Here is a 17,262-nt window from a genome sequence, read left to right on the forward strand (position 1 = left end):
AGAGCAGAAAGTGTTAGAATCAAGCTGAAGAATGAAGAAAGATCGGTAACAAGGTTTGTTTTCAGTATTGCTTGGTTTTGTCCGTAAGATATTGACAGTCTGTTTTCCGAAATCTTGGTTCTTTTGTACTTGTACCGGTTGAGGACAACACCCCATGTCAATTTATGTTGGTAATCTTGATTACAAAGTCACTTCTGAGGATTTAACGGAAGTTTTCGCGGAGTATGGCACAGTTAAGCGGGTTTATCTGCCTGTGAATCATGACACTGGCACCCTGCGCGGGTTCGGGTTTGTGGAAATGGAAACGGAAGCCGAAGAAGCTAAAGCCATTGAAGATTTAGATGGCGCTCAATGGATGGGACGAGAGCTTAAGGTGAACCAGGCGCGTCCTCGGGAAAATAATAACAAAGGGGGAGGACGGAATTTTCAGAAGCGGAGTCGCTACTAAATCAACCCCTCAGTGAAATGGCTTAACGCTTCTGGGGAGTCATTAAACTAGAAACAGACTCACCAGAAGCTATTTGTTGTGTTAATGGAGTAATGTATTTTGGCTAAACGTCGCAACTTGAAAAAAGAGAAAGCCTCTCGAAATCAATCTTACGCTCGACAGTTTCGGAAACACTCCTATCGTTCTTCTTCGAGAAATCAGCGTTTCTCTAGTCGTAATAGCACTAGCAATGGACAGAATGATGCTGAAACCAGCAATAGTTCTGATTCTTAAGTAGAGCGACTCTCGGAGTATTGCTCTTGTCTAATTGTGATAAAAAACTTGTGATGAAAAACTCCAACTCAGCGAATTTGAAAGTTGGAGTTTTTGTTTGTTTTGGGATGTAGGAGGAATTTATGAATTATTTACAGCAATGTTGCGTTGAAAGCCCCATCCCCTCGTGGGTGGGGAGCTTCAAGAAGCCCTATCTACTGTTCCCTGATAAGCTAATTGAGCCGTACCGTAGGCGGCCTCTGTTTGCTGGGAAGACTGGACAGGAACGCAGAGATGGCGCTGTCGAATGGTCGTCCATTGGGGGTTTCTTGCCCCACCTCCGGCTGTATAGACTTGAGTGAGGGGTGTTGCACCCAATTCCTTTAACCGTTGGTAGCCTTCCGCTTCAAGGCGTGCCATACTCTCTAGTAAGCCGTGGAGGAAAGTTACCGGATCATCGGGACGGGGACTGAGTTGGGGGGATAAATTGGGGTCATTGCGGGGGAAGCGATCGCCTTTCCTCAACAAAGGGTAATAGTGTAGAGGACTAGCCTGATGGGGGTTAATTTGCGCGCTGAGGCGGCTTAACTCGTCGGGAGAGAAAAAATGAGCTAAAACCGCTCCCCCGGTGTTAGATGCGCCTCCTGTGAGCCACAGAGAGCCTAAACGATGGGAATAGACACCTGATGCTGCTTGATCAACTTTCTGGGAACTGAGCAGCTTTAAGACGAGGGTAGAACCGAGGGAAGTCACAGCGTCACCCGGCCTAGTTGCCCCACTCGCAAGGAATGCTGCGATACTATCCGTCGTTCCGGCACAGATTTGACAGTCAGGGGGCAAGGAAAAGCGATCGCACCACTTCCTCTGAATTGACCCCACAGGGCGACCGGGTGACATAATACGAGGTAATAGCACCCCGAACGGAGAACAAGATAAAGCGGGGGGATAGGTGAGAGTTACCACGTCATATCCCAATTTAAGCGCGTTGTGATAATCACTGATGCCTAGTTTGCCGTGGAGTAAAAAAGCTAACCAGTCCGCTTGGTGGAGAAAATAGGCCCCCTGTGTAAAATAGGGCTGTTTTTGCCACCAGAGCAACTTCGCTAAACTGGACGTGGCACTATGGACAACGGGACAATAGGGTAACAGTTCTCGGACTCTATCAACTTCCCCCTTAGCTCGCGGATCATTGTATAATAAAGGCTCTGTAATGGGTACGCCTTGGGCATCACAGAGTAAAACGGTCGCCGATGTGCCGTTCAGTGCGATCGCCTGAATCTCCCGACAGTAAACTGGGGGAATCTCTGCCAGTAGTGCAATCAGGGTTTTCTGCCAAAGTTGGGGAAGTGCATCTTGACCCGAAAAAGTGATTTGAGCTTGATAGGCCATTGTCCCCGTTGCGTCAATTACACAGCTTCTTGCTCCTGACGTACCGAAATCAAGCCCCAAATATAAACCTTTCATACACTTTTCTCCTTTTCGCCCCCTTGTCACTCTACACTTTGAGGAAGAACCCCAATTCACTCAGGCTACTCCACTTTTGACCATACTCCTGCGGACAGGACTCATGGATATTCAATCCCACCAATTTATTTCTTTCTTTGAACCCGAACAAGCCCATGAACTCTGTGAAATTGCCATTATTGAGCAGTTTAAAGATCCCGCGATTATCTTTGAAGAAGGAGAAGTCCCGGACTTTTTATATTTAGTCCTAGAAGGGACAGTTCTGTTTCGGAAACAAACCCAAAACGGTCATTACCAAATCGTTGCTAGAGCCATCCCCAATGAGTTTTTTGGCGAATTCGGTATCTTGGACGGACAGCCCCGCAGCGCCCAAGCCGTTATTCAAGAAGAAGCGGTTTTAGCCAAAATTCCCCGCAGTATCCTGATGGAACTCCTCAATAATACTAAAAGTGGGGTAGTTTTAAAATTGTTTGGCTATGTGATCCATCGACTCCGCGTCACAACGGAAGAATACGTCAAACATCTGGCTCATAAAGAAAAAATGGTGTTAATGGGGGAAATGGTTAACACCATCATTCATGATTTTAAAAGTCCGTTAAGTGGGATTCATTTATCGAGTGGGATGATTCGAGAAATCCATGAGGACGAGGAAACTTTAGAATGGTGTGACTTGATTCAAGCTCAAGCTGAACGCATGACAGCCATGGCGGAGGAATTGTTAGACTTTGCCCGAGGGAGTGCCGTTTTAGAAAAGCGTCCGGTTAATCTTTTGCGAATGTTAGAACGGTTTGAGAAACTAAATCGAGTTTATTTAACTCAACAAAATGTGAAATTTACGGTTGAGAGTGAAGCCTATTTAGTGATAAAAGCTGATGAAAATAAGCTATTGCGCGTGATTCAGAATTTAGTCATTAATGCGGTTGAATCCTTCTGTCATCGTGGAGGACAAGTCCTGATTAAAACCATTGAAACTCCCACAGGGGTACAAATCCAGATCCAAGACAATGGTCCGGGGATTCCTGAATCTATTCGAGAAACCTTTTTCGAGTCTTTCGTGACTCATGGCAAAAAAGGAGGAACTGGATTAGGAACAGCCATTGCTAAATCTATTATTGAAGGTCATGGGGGAAATATTCATTTTGAATCGTCCCATGAAACAGGTACGATTTTCTTTATTGATTTACCTTGTAATTAATTTCGCGGTTTTTGTAGTACCTCATTATGGTATCCCTCACTGAACAAATTTTAGGTCAACATCCTGATTCCGTGTTACAACGTCTCCGTCAAGCGGATCAGGTTTGGCAGAAACTGCGCACTCAACCTGCTAAAATACCCCAATTTGTCAAGGAAAGTTCACAAAACTTAGGAAACCTCCATTGGGATGTTGTGGTGAGTGGGGGGACTTTAGGCATCTTAATCGCGGCATCCTTGCAACAAAGGGGGTTTCGGGTGGTGGTGTTGGAACGAGGGAAGTTGCGAGGCCGAGATCAGGAGTGGAATATTTCCCGTCAGGAATTGCTGAAGTTGCGGGAAATCGGGCTGTTGAGTGAGGAAGAGTTAGAAAATGCGATCGCCAGTGAATATAATCCTACCCGTGTCACCTTTCATCAAGGTATTGAAATCTGGGTGAATAATGTCCTAAATATTGGTGTAGATCCTGTTTATCTCCTCGAAACTGTTAAGCAAAAATTTTTAGCCGCCGGGGGGACTTTGTTAGAAAACACCCCGTTAAAAGGGGTAACAGTTCATCCCGATGGAGTGGCATTAGACACAGGAGAAACGCCCCTTTCTGCCCGTTTATTACTGGATGCAATGGGACATTTTTCTCCCATTGTTCAACAAGCGAGACAAGGGGAAAAACCCCAAGGAATTTGTTTAGTGGTGGGCAGTTGTGCCACCGGGTATTCTGAGAATACAACCGGGGATCTTATGGCATCTTTTACCCCCATAGATCATCAATGTCAATATTTTTGGGAAGCCTTTCCCGCTAAAGATGGACGCACTACCTATTTGTTCACTTATTTAGACGCAGATCCTCAACGGTTTAGTCTAGAATTCCTGATGGAGGAATATTTAAGACTGCTCCCTCAATACCAAAATATTGAACTCTCGCAACTAGAGTTTAAACGCTTTTTATTCGGTTTTTTCCCCGCTTATCGCAACAGTCCGATCACATTTCCCTGGTCTAGAATCCTCCCCATTGGAGATAGTAGCGGGGGGCAATCTCCTGTTAGCTTTGGAGGATTCGGCTCAATGGTGCGTCATCTCAAACGGCTCACGTTGGGCATAGAAGAAGCCTTAACGGTGGATTTATTGGATCAAAAATCCTTAGCACTTTTACAACCCTATCAGCCGAATATTATGGTGACATGGCTCTTTCAAAGAACCATGAGCGTTCAGGTGAATCAAGAAATTGACCCTAACCAAATTAATGGATTATTAACGGGTGTTTTTCAGGTGATGGATGAATTGGGAGAAGGAGTTTTAAAGCCGTTTTTACAAGATGTTGTCCGCTTTTCTGGCTTGGCGAAGACCTTACCCCGTGTTAATCCTAAATTTGTTTTACCGATTCTCCCTCAAGTGGGTTTAGGGTTATTGCTAGATTGGCTATTTCACTATATTAATCTCGCCCTTTATACCGCGTTTTATGCTCTCAGTTTGCCTCTAGAGCCTTGGGTTAAAAATTTATCCCCTCGGTGGCAATATTATTATCATCGCTGGCGGGATGGGTGGCAATATGGCGCAGGTTTGGATGAGGAATAGTGAAGTATTGAGGGGTTACTGTTTTGTTGGGTTGCGCTTCCTCTGCCGAACCTACAACTACAACTTACGGATGGAATTTGTCAATCAGGGGGGAGGGGATGCCCTTAAATTGCGGTTGGGTGTATCGGGATAGGGTTCGACCTGAATATGGGGGATGGTCGGTGTTAGATTACTATAGCCAACTCTATCGCCATTCTAGTCGGGAGGTTTGGGGCGATCGCATTACCCAAGGACAAATCCGCCTCAATGACCACCCCACCACCCCCCACACCCGCTTAAAACCCGGACAACTCCTCACCTACCACCGCCCCCCTTGGGTAGAACCCGCCGCCCCCCTCAACTTCACCCTCCTGGCCAGTGACCCAGATTTTCTCGTCGTCGCCAAACCCTCCGGTTTACCCGTCCTCCCCGGCGCTGGCTTTTTAGAACAAACCCTCTGGTTTCAACTCCAGCAACAATACCCAGAAATTGCCCCCATCCATCGCCTAGGACGCGGCACATCCGGGGTGATATTATGGGCGAGAACCCCCCAAGGACGGCAAAACCTCAGCCGTCAACTGCGACAAGGGCAAATGGTCAAAGAATACCGCGCCCTCGTCCCAGATTGGACCCACGGGGACTCCCTCACCATTACCCACCCCATCGGCAAAGTCCCCCACCCCACCCTCGGCACTGTCTACGCCGCTACACCAGAAGGAGGGATGAGGGCAGAAAGTCGGGTGCAATACCTAGGGAAACAGGAAACCGGGGTACTTTTAGGGGTCATTATTCCCACGGGTCGCCCCCACCAAATCCGGATTCATTTAGCCACTGTTGGTCATCCCTTAAAGGGAGATCCCTTGTATCAACCGGGAGGAGGCTTAAACCTGACCATTAACCCAGAAACCGGGACTTATGCCGTACCGGGAGATGGGGGTTATTGCTTGCACGCCCACCGTTTGAGCTTCTTTCATCCCCAAACGGGTGAACGTCTGACCTACCAAGCGCCTCCTCCGTCTTGGGTTTGCTGAATTAGGGAACAGGGAACAGGGAACGGGGAATAGGGGAGTAGGGAATAGGGAATAGGGGAGAGGGGGAGAGGGGGAGAGATAGTGGCTAGTGAATAGCCAAAACTCTTTTATTTTAGGGAACAGGGAACAGGGGGGGAGAGTTCCCGGACTCCCGATTCCCGACTCCCGACTCCCGACTCCCGATTCCCGATTCCCGGACTTTTTCAGCAAGTCCTAGACAATTTCTAAGCGTGGCGGTTAATCTCCGCTTGTAGCCATTCATCCACAGGCTGACCATCCTTGCGTTTTAACTCGATTTCCACATGAAGCTCACCCCACCTGCCTACGGCGAGGTGGGGGTGTCCTATGCTAATCCCGGACTCTTCTCAGTCCACAGATCACACAAACAAGCCCAGCTTCTAGGCGAACCTCCAGAACATTTGCTGGAAGGCTCCTCACTGTCCTTTCGGCGAGTGAGCTGAAGAATCCCTCTCGCGGCAATATTTTGACTCCCATTCAGGTCGCAGTTATACCGCTTCCCATTGGCAAACACCGCCAGAGCATAGTTTTTTGCGTCTCGCTTCACCATCCCAGACCCATCGTAAGCCAGTTTCGAGGTGTAGGCTGCCTTAACCTCCATCACATTTCCACCCCTTTCTTGCCACTTCATTTCCGTATAATCGCGGATTTTTGCCTTGAGCCAGCCATGAAACCGTTGGCGCAATGTTGAGCGTTTCCGCCCCCCCTTTGCCTTCCAACCCTTCAGGTTCTCAAAAACAATTGCCTCCGCGTTGAACGCACTGGCAATTTGGACAATCCGCTTAGAAACGATGTGACTGATCTGCTCATTGATGTTGGCGCATTGGCGATAGGTCTGGGCACAGAAGCCCTTGTGGAGCTTCCCTCCCTTTCCCATCGTCTTTCTTGCCCGCATAGCAACGGACTTAAGTCTTTGGTCTCGACGGTCTATGTCTCTGCCAGGGTGAATAAATTCACGATGGATTACAGTGCCGCCAAAGGTTACAACTGTGACTGTTGCGGTGGTGTTGATGCCCAAATCGACCGCCACAACATTTTTATCCGGGTTCCGTTTCTCTGGGACACAATCAAACGGAACGGAGAGATGACAAGCTCGGTTATTGAAGATTAGGGCAGGGGACAACATTTTGTTGCCTGGTATCCCATGGCGTTCCCGCAACCCGGTGATCTGCACCTTTGTCCAAATCCAGTCTGTTCCGGTAAATACTTTGATCTCAACGGCATGATAGCCATGGAGTTTGTAGCATTGACCCCTGTACAGAACTGGATAACAACCGGCTTCAGCATTGAGAATGGGGGGTTTTGCCTGCCGACGCTGACGCGATCGCCCACATTGCCATTCTCGATAACGGGTGATGTAGCTACTGACCTGCCCCATGGCAAAGCTGATGGCGGCTCGCCGATAGTAGCTGGGGAACTTGTAAAATATCCCATCGATGGACGGGTACTTGACCACAGGACGTTTAGCTGTTGCGTGGATTAAACGCTCTACCGCAGGGATTTGTTGCTGTGAGGATAAACCCCCTAACGCTGACCAATGGGTGAAGACAATGCCTACCACATATCGACAGAGCCGACGGTAAACTTTCACCGTTTCGCCAAACAGAACACGCTGTTGGGCGGTTGGGTTCAGTCTCCACTTATCGGTTCTGATGATTTTGGTGGGCTTCTTGACTTTCATTGGAGGATTATAACATAGTGACCCGGCATAATGGCCATCAAAAAGGTTGATGTATGGTAACTACGCTCAGGTCGTTCTCTCACAGTGTTGCGCTCATCAGTGTCATCTCTTCTGGTGGTGCTCCACTGTCTGTTCTCAAACAGTACATCGAGAATCAAGGCTATGACGACTAAGACCCTACCGCTCCTTGACCCCCACCTGCCTACGGCGACGTGGGGGAGTGCGTCGCTCTTTTTGTTCAACAAAAAAGGTTTGATTTTGCTCAAACATCCGAGTGATTTGCATTCGCAGGGTGTAGGGATTAATGGGGGACATCGCGAAAAGGGGAAAGAAGAACAATCCGATTATAATGGGGTATTTCCCCGAAACCCCCCATGAAAGTGATTGGCTTAATTAGCGGCACCTCCGTTGATGGCATTGATGCCGCCCTCGTAGACCTCACAGGCTCCGATTTCGACCTCAAGGTAGAATTCATCGCCGGAGCCACCTATCCCTACCCAGAAGACCTCAGAGCGCAAATTCTGACCGTTGCCGGAGGGGGGATGCTATCTATGACCCAGTGGGCTGCCCTCGATGATGCGATCGCCCTACAATTTGCCCAAGCCGCCCAAAACCTCCAACACCACCACAACACCAGCGCCGCCCTCATTGGCTCCCACGGTCAAACCGTCTTTCACCGCCCCCCCCAACACCCCCAAGCCGCCACCCCCCTCGGCTACACCCTCCAACTGGGACGGGGAGATGTGATCAGCTACTACACCCGCCTCCCCACCGTGAGCAACTTTCGCGCCGCCGACATCGCCGCCACCGGACAAGGCGCGCCCCTCGTCTCCCGCATTGATGCCTACCTCCTTAGCCACCCCCACCAAAAACGCTGTATCCAAAACCTCGGCGGCATCGGTAATGTTACTTATCTCCCCCCCCGAGAACAAACCCGTTGGGAAGAACAGATCATCGGCTGGGACACCGGCCCCGGCAACATCTTGATTGACCTAGCCGTGCAGCAACTCACCCAAGGGCAAAAAACCTATGATGCCGATGGCACCTGGGCCGCCCAAGGGACCCCTTGTTTAGAATTAGTCCAGCAATGGCTACAACAGGACTTTTTCCAACAACCTCCCCCCAAATCCACCGGACGGGAACTCTTCGGCCGCGACTACCTCCAACAGTGTTGGCAAGAGGCCCAAACCTACAGCCTCAGCGATGCCGACTGGTTAGCCACCCTCACCGAATTAACCGCCGCCTCCATTGCCCATAGTTATCAAAACTTTCTCCCCGCCGTACCTGATACGGTCTTAATTTGTGGGGGAGGCAGTCGAAATAGTTACCTCAAACAACGACTACAAGCCCATCTTGCCCCCACCCCCCTCCTGACCACCGACGAACTCGACCTAAACTCCGACTACAAAGAAGCGATCGCCTTTGCCATCCTCGCCTACTGGCGCTATGTTGCCCAATGCCCCGGCAACTTACCCAGCGTCACCGGAGCAAGTCAAGCCCTACCCCTCGGCGATATTCACCCTGTTTATTAACAGCCTGTGAACTGTCTACAATCAACGCCAAACTTTGATAAGATGGATAAGCACGGGTCAACTCGCAAGTTGTTCCTTGGCTCAGTGTTTAGGGTGTATCGCCTTCGCCGGAAAGTTTCCCACAGCATTCTGGTGGGCTGCCCTCTAAGCCAGATCCGATCTCTACACTTGGGAGCTTGCCCCATCCATGAAACATCCCATTCTCAACCCAGATCAGGGTCAATCTGAAGTGGGTCTAACTCAGAACACCGTCCCTCAATCTGACATCTCAAACTCAAGGATAAGACCGTGGCTCACACCTTTTTACTAGAGGAGGGGCGTTGGACTCTCCAAGGAAATTGGTTGGAGCGTGACAGCTTGCCAATTCCTTTGAAAGGAAAGACTATTATTGCTTGGAGCCAGGAAAATTGGTTCACTTGGGTGACAAAACTAATTTTTCCCGGTGGCGAGCGAGAAGAAATTGCATTTCAATATCGGGGTCGTCTAGAAGCTGGTGAACGTCAATATAATTTTGTTCTCCAGCAAAGTCTTTTAGGTCGAGTAGAAGGAGAAGGCTGGGTTGCACCAGAGTCCATTGTGCAGCGTTATATTGTCCTGAGTGATGATGATCGTCAACGGCGAAGTGGCTTTGAAACCCTCTATCGACTGGATGATAATACTTATTTCTTATCTAGTGGGATTATGACTGGGTATTCTTTAACCAGTACAATGGAGGCGATTTTACAGCGACAAGGTTAAGCCCTACCAATTGAGTGTTACCAATTGAGCGCTATAAATTAAGTGCCACAAATTGAGTGCAACGGTGCAGTATAAAAGATAAAGAATTCAAAAATGAACCCTGAAAATAAACAACTTGGTAAAGCCGTTATTTTGCCCGCCAGAATTCTAGGGACATTTCTGGATTCTTTGGAAGTTTGAGCAGACAATTCTGTTCTCCGGAATTGGAGCCGAGTCATGACGAAAGACCCGAAAAATGCTCGTATAGCATCAGACCCGAATCAAGGGCGCGTGCTTGCGAATCGCTATCGCCTCGTTGAATTAGCAGGGAAAGGCGCGATGGGCCATGTCTATCGTGCCGAGGATATGTTATTGGGCAATGTGACCGTAGCCGTTAAATTTTTGGCGCAAACGTTGCTTAACCAAAAAATGCGCGATCGCTTTGAACGAGAAGCGACCATTTGCGCACTCTTAGCCGAAAAAAGTATTCATATCGTTAGGGTGCGGGATTATGGAGTAGATGAACATGGTGTTCCCTACTATGTCATGGAATTTTTAGAAGGTGACAACCTCAGTGATATTATTAAAACACAAACCATCAACCTCCCCCGCTTTTTAAGCATTGTTCGGCAAATTTGTCTAGGGTTAGATTGCGCCCATAAAGGCATTGTTTTTAAAAAAGAACCCAGTCAAATTATCCACCGAGATATTAAACCGAGTAATATTTTATTGGTAGAAGATGTTACCCTAGGGGAATTAGTTAAAATTCTCGACTTTGGTATTGCAAAACTGGTAGAAGCCAATCGAGATCAGACCCATTCTTTCATGGGAACATTGGCCTATTGTTCTCCCGAACAAATGGAAGGGAAAGAACTAGACAACCGTTCCGATATTTACAGCTTCGGGGTCATGATGTACGAAATGTTAACCAAAGATATGCCCCTATTACCGGAAAATAATTCCTTTGGGGGCTGGTATCGAGCGCATCATGAATTCTCCCCCGTTCCCTTCCCCCACGACCTCAAACTCCCCGTAGAGTTAGAGAAACTGATCATGTCTTGTCTGGCCAAACACCCCCAAGAAAGACCCCAAAATATGGCGGACATCTTGCGGGTGATTGAACCCCTTGAAAAGAGATTTGAGAATAGGGGTTCTCCCAGTAGCAACCGGGTTAAAAGTTCCGAAGAAAAAGAGTCCCCCACGCAATCTTCTTTAGAGGATTTGTGTTTACAGATGCCTTGGCCAGAGAATAAACCCCGGCAAAAAATTGTTTTTCCCCGTTTATTGCGCACCAGTCAGGGGGTGTTTCCCACATTGTGGAGTATGTTAGATCGTCAGGACATTCTCAATCGTCGTTTTAGTACCCGTTACAATCAGTTTCTGTTTTTGACGGCACCCCATCCGATGTTGTTATGGATTACAGTGCTTTATAACCGGGAATTTGGCCCCCGTTGGCTACCTTGTTATTTAGACTTAAAAACCCCGATGGGGCAGCGCACAACTCGTTTATTGGGAGAATCGGGCAGTTATCGGCTATTATTTTTTGCCGTTGATGATCCGTCTAATAAGTGTCAGTATGTAATGCACTCGACAATTGATCCGGATCAGTGTAAGCGTTTGCTGCACTGGGCAAATAATAGTCACGGGATGAGGGGGAGTAATCAATCCGCCATGAGTAAAACCTTATTACGTCAAGAGTTTGAGAAGTTGAAACCGAAGATTTTAATTAAATTAGAGTCGGTGAATACGGATCATCTGGATAATTTACATTTGTAGGGAGTTAATTAGGGCTTGCTGAATAACTCTGTTCCGGGTGGGAAACAGGGAACAGGGAACAGGGGGGAGAGAGTCGGAAAAAGGCTAGCCTTTTTGATTCTTTCCCCCCAAGGTCAATCCTTAAAATGCAGCATCCAGATTCCCATTCAAGATTTTCGATGAGAACTGTAGCCTTGTAAATGCTGATCTAAAGACCAAATAAAAACCCGTTGATTAGGGATTTTTTCCCTTAACTTATACCATTCCTGAATAATCGATAGATCGGCCATTCCTGCCCCCTTCATGGCACTATCAGGAAACTTAGTGAGCCAGTCTTTAATCTCTTGTGTAGTTGGAACTTCGAGGACACGCCAAGGTGCATCCCCTGTAATGGCCATTTGTACTTGTTGCACAAAAGTCTCTGCAAGTTTGCGTCTTTTATTGCCGTCTAAATTTGCCCCCTTAGCGTTAGCAATATGATTTCCCGTTTCATAAATTACCGCCATTGGCAAGAGTAATTTAGTATTACTTTCTAGGTAAGCTTTTAACTCTTCCATCACCTGATCTCGATTTTCATTGCGCCGGGGAATATCGAGAATATTGCAAAAAATAGAAGTATCTACAATGGCAACATCTTGCATAGTTATCTCATCATTTAACTATTTAAACTCGCGAACCAATCCAGAGCTTTTTTCCGCTTTTCCTCAGCACCGGGATATTCTTTAACAAATCGTTCTAATATCCCTGTTGTCATTAAATGCCCCACAGTTCCTTGGGCAATTAATTCAGGATAATCTGGAATATTTTGTAACGTCACTAATTGACTTGAACCATCTGTAGGACTGCGATAACAAAAGACAGTATTAGGAATAGCAAAATCTGGAATGGCATCTAGTAATGCGGGGTTATGGGTGCTGATTAAAACTTTTAAATTGCGCTGCCCAGCCAGAAAAACAATTTTCTCTAACAGAGAGTTGACACGACTGGGATGTATACCATTGTCGATTTCTTCGATCACCACTAGACTTTTCTGAGGTGCAGAACAAAGAACAGCAACAATCGCTAAAACTCGCAGTGTTCCATCCGATAACATGGTGACATCATAGGCTGTTTCTTGTCCCCCAAAGGTTTCTATTAGTTGTAACATGACTTCTCCCCTGGGGGTTTCAATAAACTGAATATCCTTAATATTCTGTTCCGGTAGGCTACAAATGAACTCTAAAATCAGGTCTTTAAAATTAGCTGGAGACAGATTATTAGCTAAAATAAGATCATAAGGTTTGCTAAAAATATTATAAATAACGCCAGATAAATTTTCTCCATTCTCTGTTAACACTTTATCCGTTTTATGACTATAATTCCGCATTAAACTGGGTTCAGGTTGCAAAAAAATGATATTGTTTAATGTGTTGACATATTTTTGCGCGATTTTTGGGATTCTTTGACGACTTTCTTTGTTCTCTTCACGAAAGCGAATCTCGCTCAAAAGTTGGGTAAAAATAGCCATTTGACTACTACAAACAATCTTCGGTTTTTTTCCACCTCGGGCAAAATTATTATAGGCAACATAAACATCACTGCCCGCCCCTTGAGGGGGACTAATTATTTCATATAATGGTACGTTAGAACCTAAATCTCTAATGGATTCTTGTTCAATATATAGTTCTCCGTCAGGCGTTAAACTGACCTGAATTTCAAAAATCCCCCATGAATCGGGACAAGTAGCTGATTCGAGTTCACATTTTAAACTAAAAGGTTGAGAACGCTGATAAAAAAGATCCTCTACCTGACCCCGAAAGGGTTGTTTTGGGCGGGGATTGTTGGGGGAATTGATGAACCCTAGGCGTTCCCCTTGGGCGATTTTGGCTAAAAATCTTAAAGCCTCAATCAGGTTGCTTTTCCCAGAGGCATTGGCTCCAATTAAAACGGTTAATTCAGATAGTTGTAATCTGGCGGAACGATAACTTTTAAAGTTTTTTAGGGTAACGCTGTTAATCATAATTGGCACTTGCCCCCATTGCACTCCAGTCCCAGTTTAATCTTAACTCTTCAGGTTCTCTTGATCTTGAGGCCGTTAAGCAAAGTTCAGGACTCTTGATGTCGGTTTGACCTAGGTCTGGGAATGGTTGGAGTATGATGGGCAAAGGAAAAATTTTCCACCCCGACGAAAACTGCGTTATGACTACACTTTACGTCAACCCGGCAACGGGTCGAGATCAAGGCTCCGGCGCTCAAAATGCCCCGTTTAAAACGCTCACCTATGGCCTGACTCAGGCTGCTAAAAATACCATTATTCGCCTATCTCCGGGGACTTATGATGCCCAAAGTGGGGAAAAATTCCCCCTGATTATTCCCTCGGGGGTGATGGTGATTGGGCAGGAAAATCAACAGGGACAAGGGGTGATCCTCTCTGGGGGCGGGGTTTATCAAAGTCCCACGTTCCAACAACAAAATATTACGGTTTTACTCCAAGACCAAGCCCAGTTACGGGGGGTGACGGTGCGCAATGGTCGGGAGAAGGGGATCGGGATTTGGATTGAGTCTAGCGCTCCGACGGTGGCTCAAAATACGGTGACTCAATGCCCTCTGGCGGGTATTTTTATCACGGGCAACGCTAAACCTGTGATTCGGGATAATCGCTTGGTGGAAATGCCTGCGAGTGGGATTTTCCTGCGACGGAATGCGAAAGGGGAAATCCGCCGCAATGTCTGCGAAAAAACGGCCTATGGGATGACGGTGAGTGATGATAGTGCGCCGTTGTTGGCGGATAACCAGTTACGGGGAAATCGGGTGGGGATTTATCTGACTCATCGGGTGAAACCTGTGTTACGGCGCAATTTACTGGAGTTTAACGCGATGACGGGGTTGGTGGTGCGGGAACAGGCTAAACCGGATCTCGGCCATCCCCAAGACCCGGCCTTAAATATTTTGCGGGACAATGAACAGGGGGATTTGAGTAATGAAACGACTCAGACGCTGATTTCTGTGGGCAATCAGTTGAATCCTAGTCGGGTACAAGGTCGGGTGGATTTTGTGGCAGCCCAGGTGGCGACGGGGGGAATGGGGCCTTTGGCGTTTCGGGATTTAGAACAACATTGGGGGGCGGATTTTATCCGGGTGTTGGCGGCTAAGGATTGGGTGCGGGGGTTTGGGGATGGGACGTTTCGACCGGAGGGGAAGTTAACGCGGGCGGAATTTGCGGCGCTGTTGGCGAAATGTTTTGATCTGCCGCGTCAGTTGGGGACAAGGTTCACGTTTCCTGATGTGCCGGAGAGTTTTTGGGGGGCCCAGGCGATTGGGAAGGCGGCGGCGATGGGCTTTTTGGCGGGGTTTGGGGATGGGACGTTTCGACCTCAAGCGAATTTAACTCGGATTCAGGCGCTGGTGGCACTGGTGAATGGTTTGGGGCTGACGGGTGGGGCGTTGGATGGGTTGCTGTTATATCGCGATCGCGCCCAAATCCCCAGTTATGGCAGCCAAGCGGTGGCGATTGCCACTCAAAAGCGGCTGGTGGTCAATTATCCCGACCTCAAGGCCTTAAATCCCCAACGGGAGATCACCCGGGCGGAAGTGGCGGCTTTTCTCCATCAAGCGCTGGTGGTGACGGGGAACACAAGCGCCCTCTTTTCTCCCTACATTGTGGATGCGGATTTCTACCTCTCTTCTTTTACGGATATTGAGGGACATTGGGCGGAGGCGTTTATTCGACGCTTGGCGGGTTTGGATTGGATTAGTGGCTTTCCTGATGGCAGTTTCCGCCCCAATGCTCCCATTAGTCGCGCTCAATATGCGGCTTTGTTGGTGCGGGTGTTTAATCCTCAACCCATGCGCCCTGCTACCCAGTTTCTTGACCTCTTGCCGGATTATTGGGGATGGGGGGCGATTCAACAGGCCTATCAAGGAGGCTTTTTATCTGGGTTTCCCGATGGGACGTTTCATCCTGAACAACATTTACGCCGGGTGCATCTCTTGGTATCTTTAGTGAGCGGTTTGGGGCTACCTGGTGGGGATTTAAGTCTGCTGGAATGCTACGGGGATCAAGGGGAGATTCCGAGTTATGCGGGAAGTGCGATCGCCGCCGCCACCGAGGCCGGTTTTGTGGTCAACTACCCCCAAGTGACTCACCTAAACCCCAAACAGGAAGCCACCCGAGGGGAAGCGGTGGCGATGGTCTATCAAGCGCTGGTTTATCAAGGCAAGGTGAGTCCTATTGATTCTGAATATGTGGTTAGGGCTTGCTGAATCAAAGGGAGTCGGGAATTGGGAATCGGGAGTTGATTAGTATTCCCCATTACCTATTACTCAATCTTGACCAGTTAAGGCTCTCCGTTAGAAGTCAAGATTGCCTCTTGCCTCCCCATTTTCAGCAAGCCCCAATAATCAAATCAACAAAAGAGATTACGCTTTACATCCCGGGCGTGTTTAGCCATTAAGCGGAGTAAACGCAGGGGATAGTAGAGGGGAAAGAGAAGTGGGGGTAAATGAATGGATTCTAAATCCCGCTCATTAATGGGTAGAACCAGTTTGGCACAATACATGAGTTTTTTGAGCCATCCCGGTTGGAGTTGGAGGGGGAAATAGGCGCGTTCTAATAAACTCAATTGGGGGGGAGTGGGGGTGAGAAAGCGCTGGTAAATGGTTTGAGTGAGGGTGGGAATCATGCGATCGCACTCGATGGCCTCTTTGATCCCAACAGGTAGAGGCTGATGGAACAATAACTGAGTGAGAGATAACCCCAATAACACCATCCGTAAACAATCATAACTTGTGGCTCGTTGGAGCAATTCCCCCCCGTCCAAGTGGGGATACTTTTGCAGACAGTAGAAGACATCACACAGACGCTGTAATTCTAACCAACCATCTTTAGAGCCATTGACACATAACACGAGTAATAAATCTACGGGATCTAAGCTAGGTAGACAGCTTTTTCCGATGGTGTAGGGTTGACTACGACTTAATAAGTCGGCCACGGAAATTCGACAGGGGAAAAACGGCGGCAATAAATTCCAGTGTAAATCGAGGGGGGTTTGACTCTCAGGATGCAGCCAAACGTCCTCATAATTCGATTTAAGGCGTAAGACTTGTTGAGGAGGGGTGAGAACCTGTGCGGGGAAGAATCCAGCCTCTTGGAGCAATTTCTGGGCGATCGCAACCTCAGATTTTTCTACCAAAATATCAATATCGCTCACCTGTCGCAGTCCCAAATTCCCATACACTTGTGCCGCTAAAATCACCCCTTTAAAGGGAATCGCCCGGATATCCTGCGCCTGAAACTGCCCCATGATCTTTAATAAAATGGTGGTCAACAGGAAATTATTTTGCAAATTTTGCTGAAATTGTTGGCTTAAATGCGATCGCACCTCATCCCCCAATTTCTCCCATCCTCCCCCTTGCTTGATGTGCCAATAAAACAACGGTGTCACCCGATGCCATTGTGCCAACGCTAAGAGAACATCCCAATTCAGAGCAGCTTGGAGCAACTGTGTCACTCTCCCCTCAGTTTGTGGCAGGGTAGGGGTGCGAAGACAACACAACAGCAGTTCAATTTCCGGCGACATTGTATAGTGGATTGGCAGTTTTAGCAGGATAGGGGAGAGTCTTCACTTTAGCCCATAGCACTCA

General features: G+C 47.8%; 15 protein-coding genes. 8 read left to right on the forward strand and 7 right to left on the reverse strand.

Annotated features, from left to right (window positions below; all coding sequences use genetic code 11):
- Positions 1–154: 154 nt before the first annotated feature.
- Positions 155–448, forward strand: a complete 294-nt coding sequence (locus SPI9445_RS0110110; RefSeq protein WP_017304629.1) for an RNA recognition motif domain-containing protein — start codon at positions 155–157, stop codon at positions 446–448.
- Positions 449–901: 453 nt separating this feature from the next.
- Here the strand turns inward: SPI9445_RS0110110 and SPI9445_RS0110115 are convergent, their stop codons facing one another.
- Positions 902–2,164 carry an FGGY-family carbohydrate kinase gene (locus SPI9445_RS0110115; protein WP_026079676.1) on the reverse strand — a complete coding sequence of 421 codons (1,263 nt, stop codon included), beginning with the start codon at positions 2,162–2,164 and terminating at the stop codon, positions 902–904.
- 103 nt (positions 2,165–2,267) lie between these two features.
- Between SPI9445_RS0110115 and SPI9445_RS0110120 the strand changes: the two genes are divergently transcribed.
- The 3 genes from SPI9445_RS0110120 to SPI9445_RS0110130 all read left to right on the forward strand — a co-directional run bounded on the left by SPI9445_RS0110120 (position 2,268) and on the right by SPI9445_RS0110130 (position 5,937).
- Complete coding sequence (locus SPI9445_RS0110120) at positions 2,268–3,359, forward strand: sensor histidine kinase (protein ID WP_017304631.1); 1,092 nt, start codon at positions 2,268–2,270, stop codon at positions 3,357–3,359.
- Positions 3,360–3,385: 26 nt separating this feature from the next.
- Complete coding sequence (locus SPI9445_RS0110125; RefSeq protein ID WP_017304632.1) at positions 3,386–4,927, forward strand: FAD-dependent oxidoreductase; 1,542 nt, start codon at positions 3,386–3,388, stop codon at positions 4,925–4,927.
- Positions 4,928–5,025: 98 nt separating this feature from the next.
- Positions 5,026–5,937: a pseudouridine synthase gene (locus SPI9445_RS0110130; RefSeq protein WP_017304633.1), complete on the forward strand. Its 912-nt coding sequence runs from the start codon at positions 5,026–5,028 to the stop codon at positions 5,935–5,937.
- Between the two features lie 112 nt (positions 5,938–6,049).
- Here SPI9445_RS0110130 and SPI9445_RS30460 read toward each other — a convergent pair whose 3' ends face one another.
- The 3 genes from SPI9445_RS30460 to SPI9445_RS30465 form a co-directional block, all read right to left on the reverse strand.
- On the reverse strand, positions 6,050–6,214 hold the full coding sequence (locus SPI9445_RS30460) for a hypothetical protein (RefSeq protein WP_164674504.1): 165 nt from the start codon (positions 6,212–6,214) through the stop codon (positions 6,050–6,052).
- A gap of 66 nt (positions 6,215–6,280) precedes the next feature.
- Positions 6,281–7,636, reverse strand: a complete 1,356-nt coding sequence (locus SPI9445_RS0110135; protein WP_017304634.1) for an IS200/IS605 family accessory protein TnpB-related protein — start codon at positions 7,634–7,636, stop codon at positions 6,281–6,283.
- A gap of 177 nt (positions 7,637–7,813) precedes the next feature.
- Positions 7,814–7,951 carry a hypothetical protein gene (locus SPI9445_RS30465; RefSeq protein WP_017304635.1) on the reverse strand — a complete coding sequence of 46 codons (138 nt, stop codon included), beginning with the start codon at positions 7,949–7,951 and terminating at the stop codon, positions 7,814–7,816.
- 59 nt (positions 7,952–8,010) lie between these two features.
- Here SPI9445_RS30465 and SPI9445_RS0110145 point away from each other — a divergent pair, with 59 nt between their 5' ends.
- The 3 genes from SPI9445_RS0110145 to SPI9445_RS0110155 all read left to right on the forward strand — a co-directional run bounded on the left by SPI9445_RS0110145 (position 8,011) and on the right by SPI9445_RS0110155 (position 11,661).
- Positions 8,011–9,168, forward strand: coding sequence for an anhydro-N-acetylmuramic acid kinase (locus SPI9445_RS0110145; RefSeq protein WP_017304636.1), 1,158 nt, complete (start codon positions 8,011–8,013; stop codon positions 9,166–9,168).
- Between the two features lie 288 nt (positions 9,169–9,456).
- Entirely contained in the window at positions 9,457–9,906 is a 450-nt protein-coding gene (locus SPI9445_RS0110150) for a hypothetical protein (RefSeq protein ID WP_017304637.1), read from the forward strand.
- A 216-nt stretch (positions 9,907–10,122) separates the two neighbouring features.
- Positions 10,123–11,661, forward strand: coding sequence for a serine/threonine protein kinase (locus tag SPI9445_RS0110155; protein ID WP_017304638.1), 1,539 nt, complete (start codon positions 10,123–10,125; stop codon positions 11,659–11,661).
- Positions 11,662–11,807: 146 nt separating this feature from the next.
- Here the strand turns inward: SPI9445_RS0110155 and SPI9445_RS0110160 are convergent, their stop codons facing one another.
- Positions 11,808–12,281: a hypothetical protein gene (locus tag SPI9445_RS0110160; RefSeq protein WP_017304639.1), complete on the reverse strand. Its 474-nt coding sequence runs from the start codon at positions 12,279–12,281 to the stop codon at positions 11,808–11,810.
- A gap of 14 nt (positions 12,282–12,295) precedes the next feature.
- A complete protein-coding gene (locus tag SPI9445_RS0110165) occupies positions 12,296–13,639 on the reverse strand; it encodes an AAA family ATPase (protein WP_026079679.1) in 1,344 nt (447 codons plus the stop codon).
- A 179-nt stretch (positions 13,640–13,818) separates the two neighbouring features.
- Between SPI9445_RS0110165 and SPI9445_RS0110170 the strand changes: the two genes are divergently transcribed.
- Positions 13,819–15,882 (forward strand): S-layer homology domain-containing protein, encoded by a 2,064-nt coding sequence (locus tag SPI9445_RS0110170; protein WP_033374472.1) that lies wholly within the window; start codon positions 13,819–13,821, stop codon positions 15,880–15,882.
- A 143-nt stretch (positions 15,883–16,025) separates the two neighbouring features.
- Here the strand turns inward: SPI9445_RS0110170 and SPI9445_RS0110175 are convergent, their stop codons facing one another.
- Positions 16,026–17,129 carry a nucleotidyltransferase domain-containing protein gene (locus SPI9445_RS0110175; RefSeq protein ID WP_017304642.1) on the reverse strand — a complete coding sequence of 368 codons (1,104 nt, stop codon included), beginning with the start codon at positions 17,127–17,129 and terminating at the stop codon, positions 16,026–16,028.
- Between the last annotated feature and the right edge of the window lie 133 nt (positions 17,130–17,262).

This window comes from Spirulina subsalsa PCC 9445 (assembly GCF_000314005.1).
Lineage (GTDB): Bacteria > Cyanobacteriota > Cyanobacteriia > Cyanobacteriales > Spirulinaceae > Spirulina_A > Spirulina_A subsalsa.

Bases quoted from the DNA above. Each gene is read 5' to 3' on its own strand.
- SPI9445_RS0110110 (WP_017304629.1), top strand. From the start codon at position 155: ATGTCAATTTATGTTGGTAATCTTGATTACAAAGTCACTTCTGAGGAT.
- SPI9445_RS0110115 (WP_026079676.1), bottom strand. From the start codon at position 2,164: ATGAAAGGTTTATATTTGGGGCTTGATTTCGGTACGTCAGGAGCAAGA.
- SPI9445_RS0110120 (WP_017304631.1), top strand. From the start codon at position 2,268: ATGGATATTCAATCCCACCAATTTATTTCTTTCTTTGAACCCGAACAA.
- SPI9445_RS0110125 (WP_017304632.1), top strand. From the start codon at position 3,386: ATGGTATCCCTCACTGAACAAATTTTAGGTCAACATCCTGATTCCGTG.
- SPI9445_RS0110130 (WP_017304633.1), top strand. From the start codon at position 5,026: ATGCCCTTAAATTGCGGTTGGGTGTATCGGGATAGGGTTCGACCTGAA.
- SPI9445_RS30460 (WP_164674504.1), bottom strand. From the start codon at position 6,214: ATGGTCAGCCTGTGGATGAATGGCTACAAGCGGAGATTAACCGCCACG.
- SPI9445_RS0110135 (WP_017304634.1), bottom strand. From the start codon at position 7,636: ATGAAAGTCAAGAAGCCCACCAAAATCATCAGAACCGATAAGTGGAGA.
- SPI9445_RS30465 (WP_017304635.1), bottom strand. From the start codon at position 7,951: ATGTCCCCCATTAATCCCTACACCCTGCGAATGCAAATCACTCGGATG.
- SPI9445_RS0110145 (WP_017304636.1), top strand. From the start codon at position 8,011: ATGAAAGTGATTGGCTTAATTAGCGGCACCTCCGTTGATGGCATTGAT.
- SPI9445_RS0110155 (WP_017304638.1), top strand. From the start codon at position 10,123: ATGACGAAAGACCCGAAAAATGCTCGTATAGCATCAGACCCGAATCAA.
- SPI9445_RS0110160 (WP_017304639.1), bottom strand. From the start codon at position 12,281: ATGCAAGATGTTGCCATTGTAGATACTTCTATTTTTTGCAATATTCTC.
- SPI9445_RS0110165 (WP_026079679.1), bottom strand. From the start codon at position 13,639: ATGATTAACAGCGTTACCCTAAAAAACTTTAAAAGTTATCGTTCCGCC.
- SPI9445_RS0110170 (WP_033374472.1), top strand. From the start codon at position 13,819: ATGACTACACTTTACGTCAACCCGGCAACGGGTCGAGATCAAGGCTCC.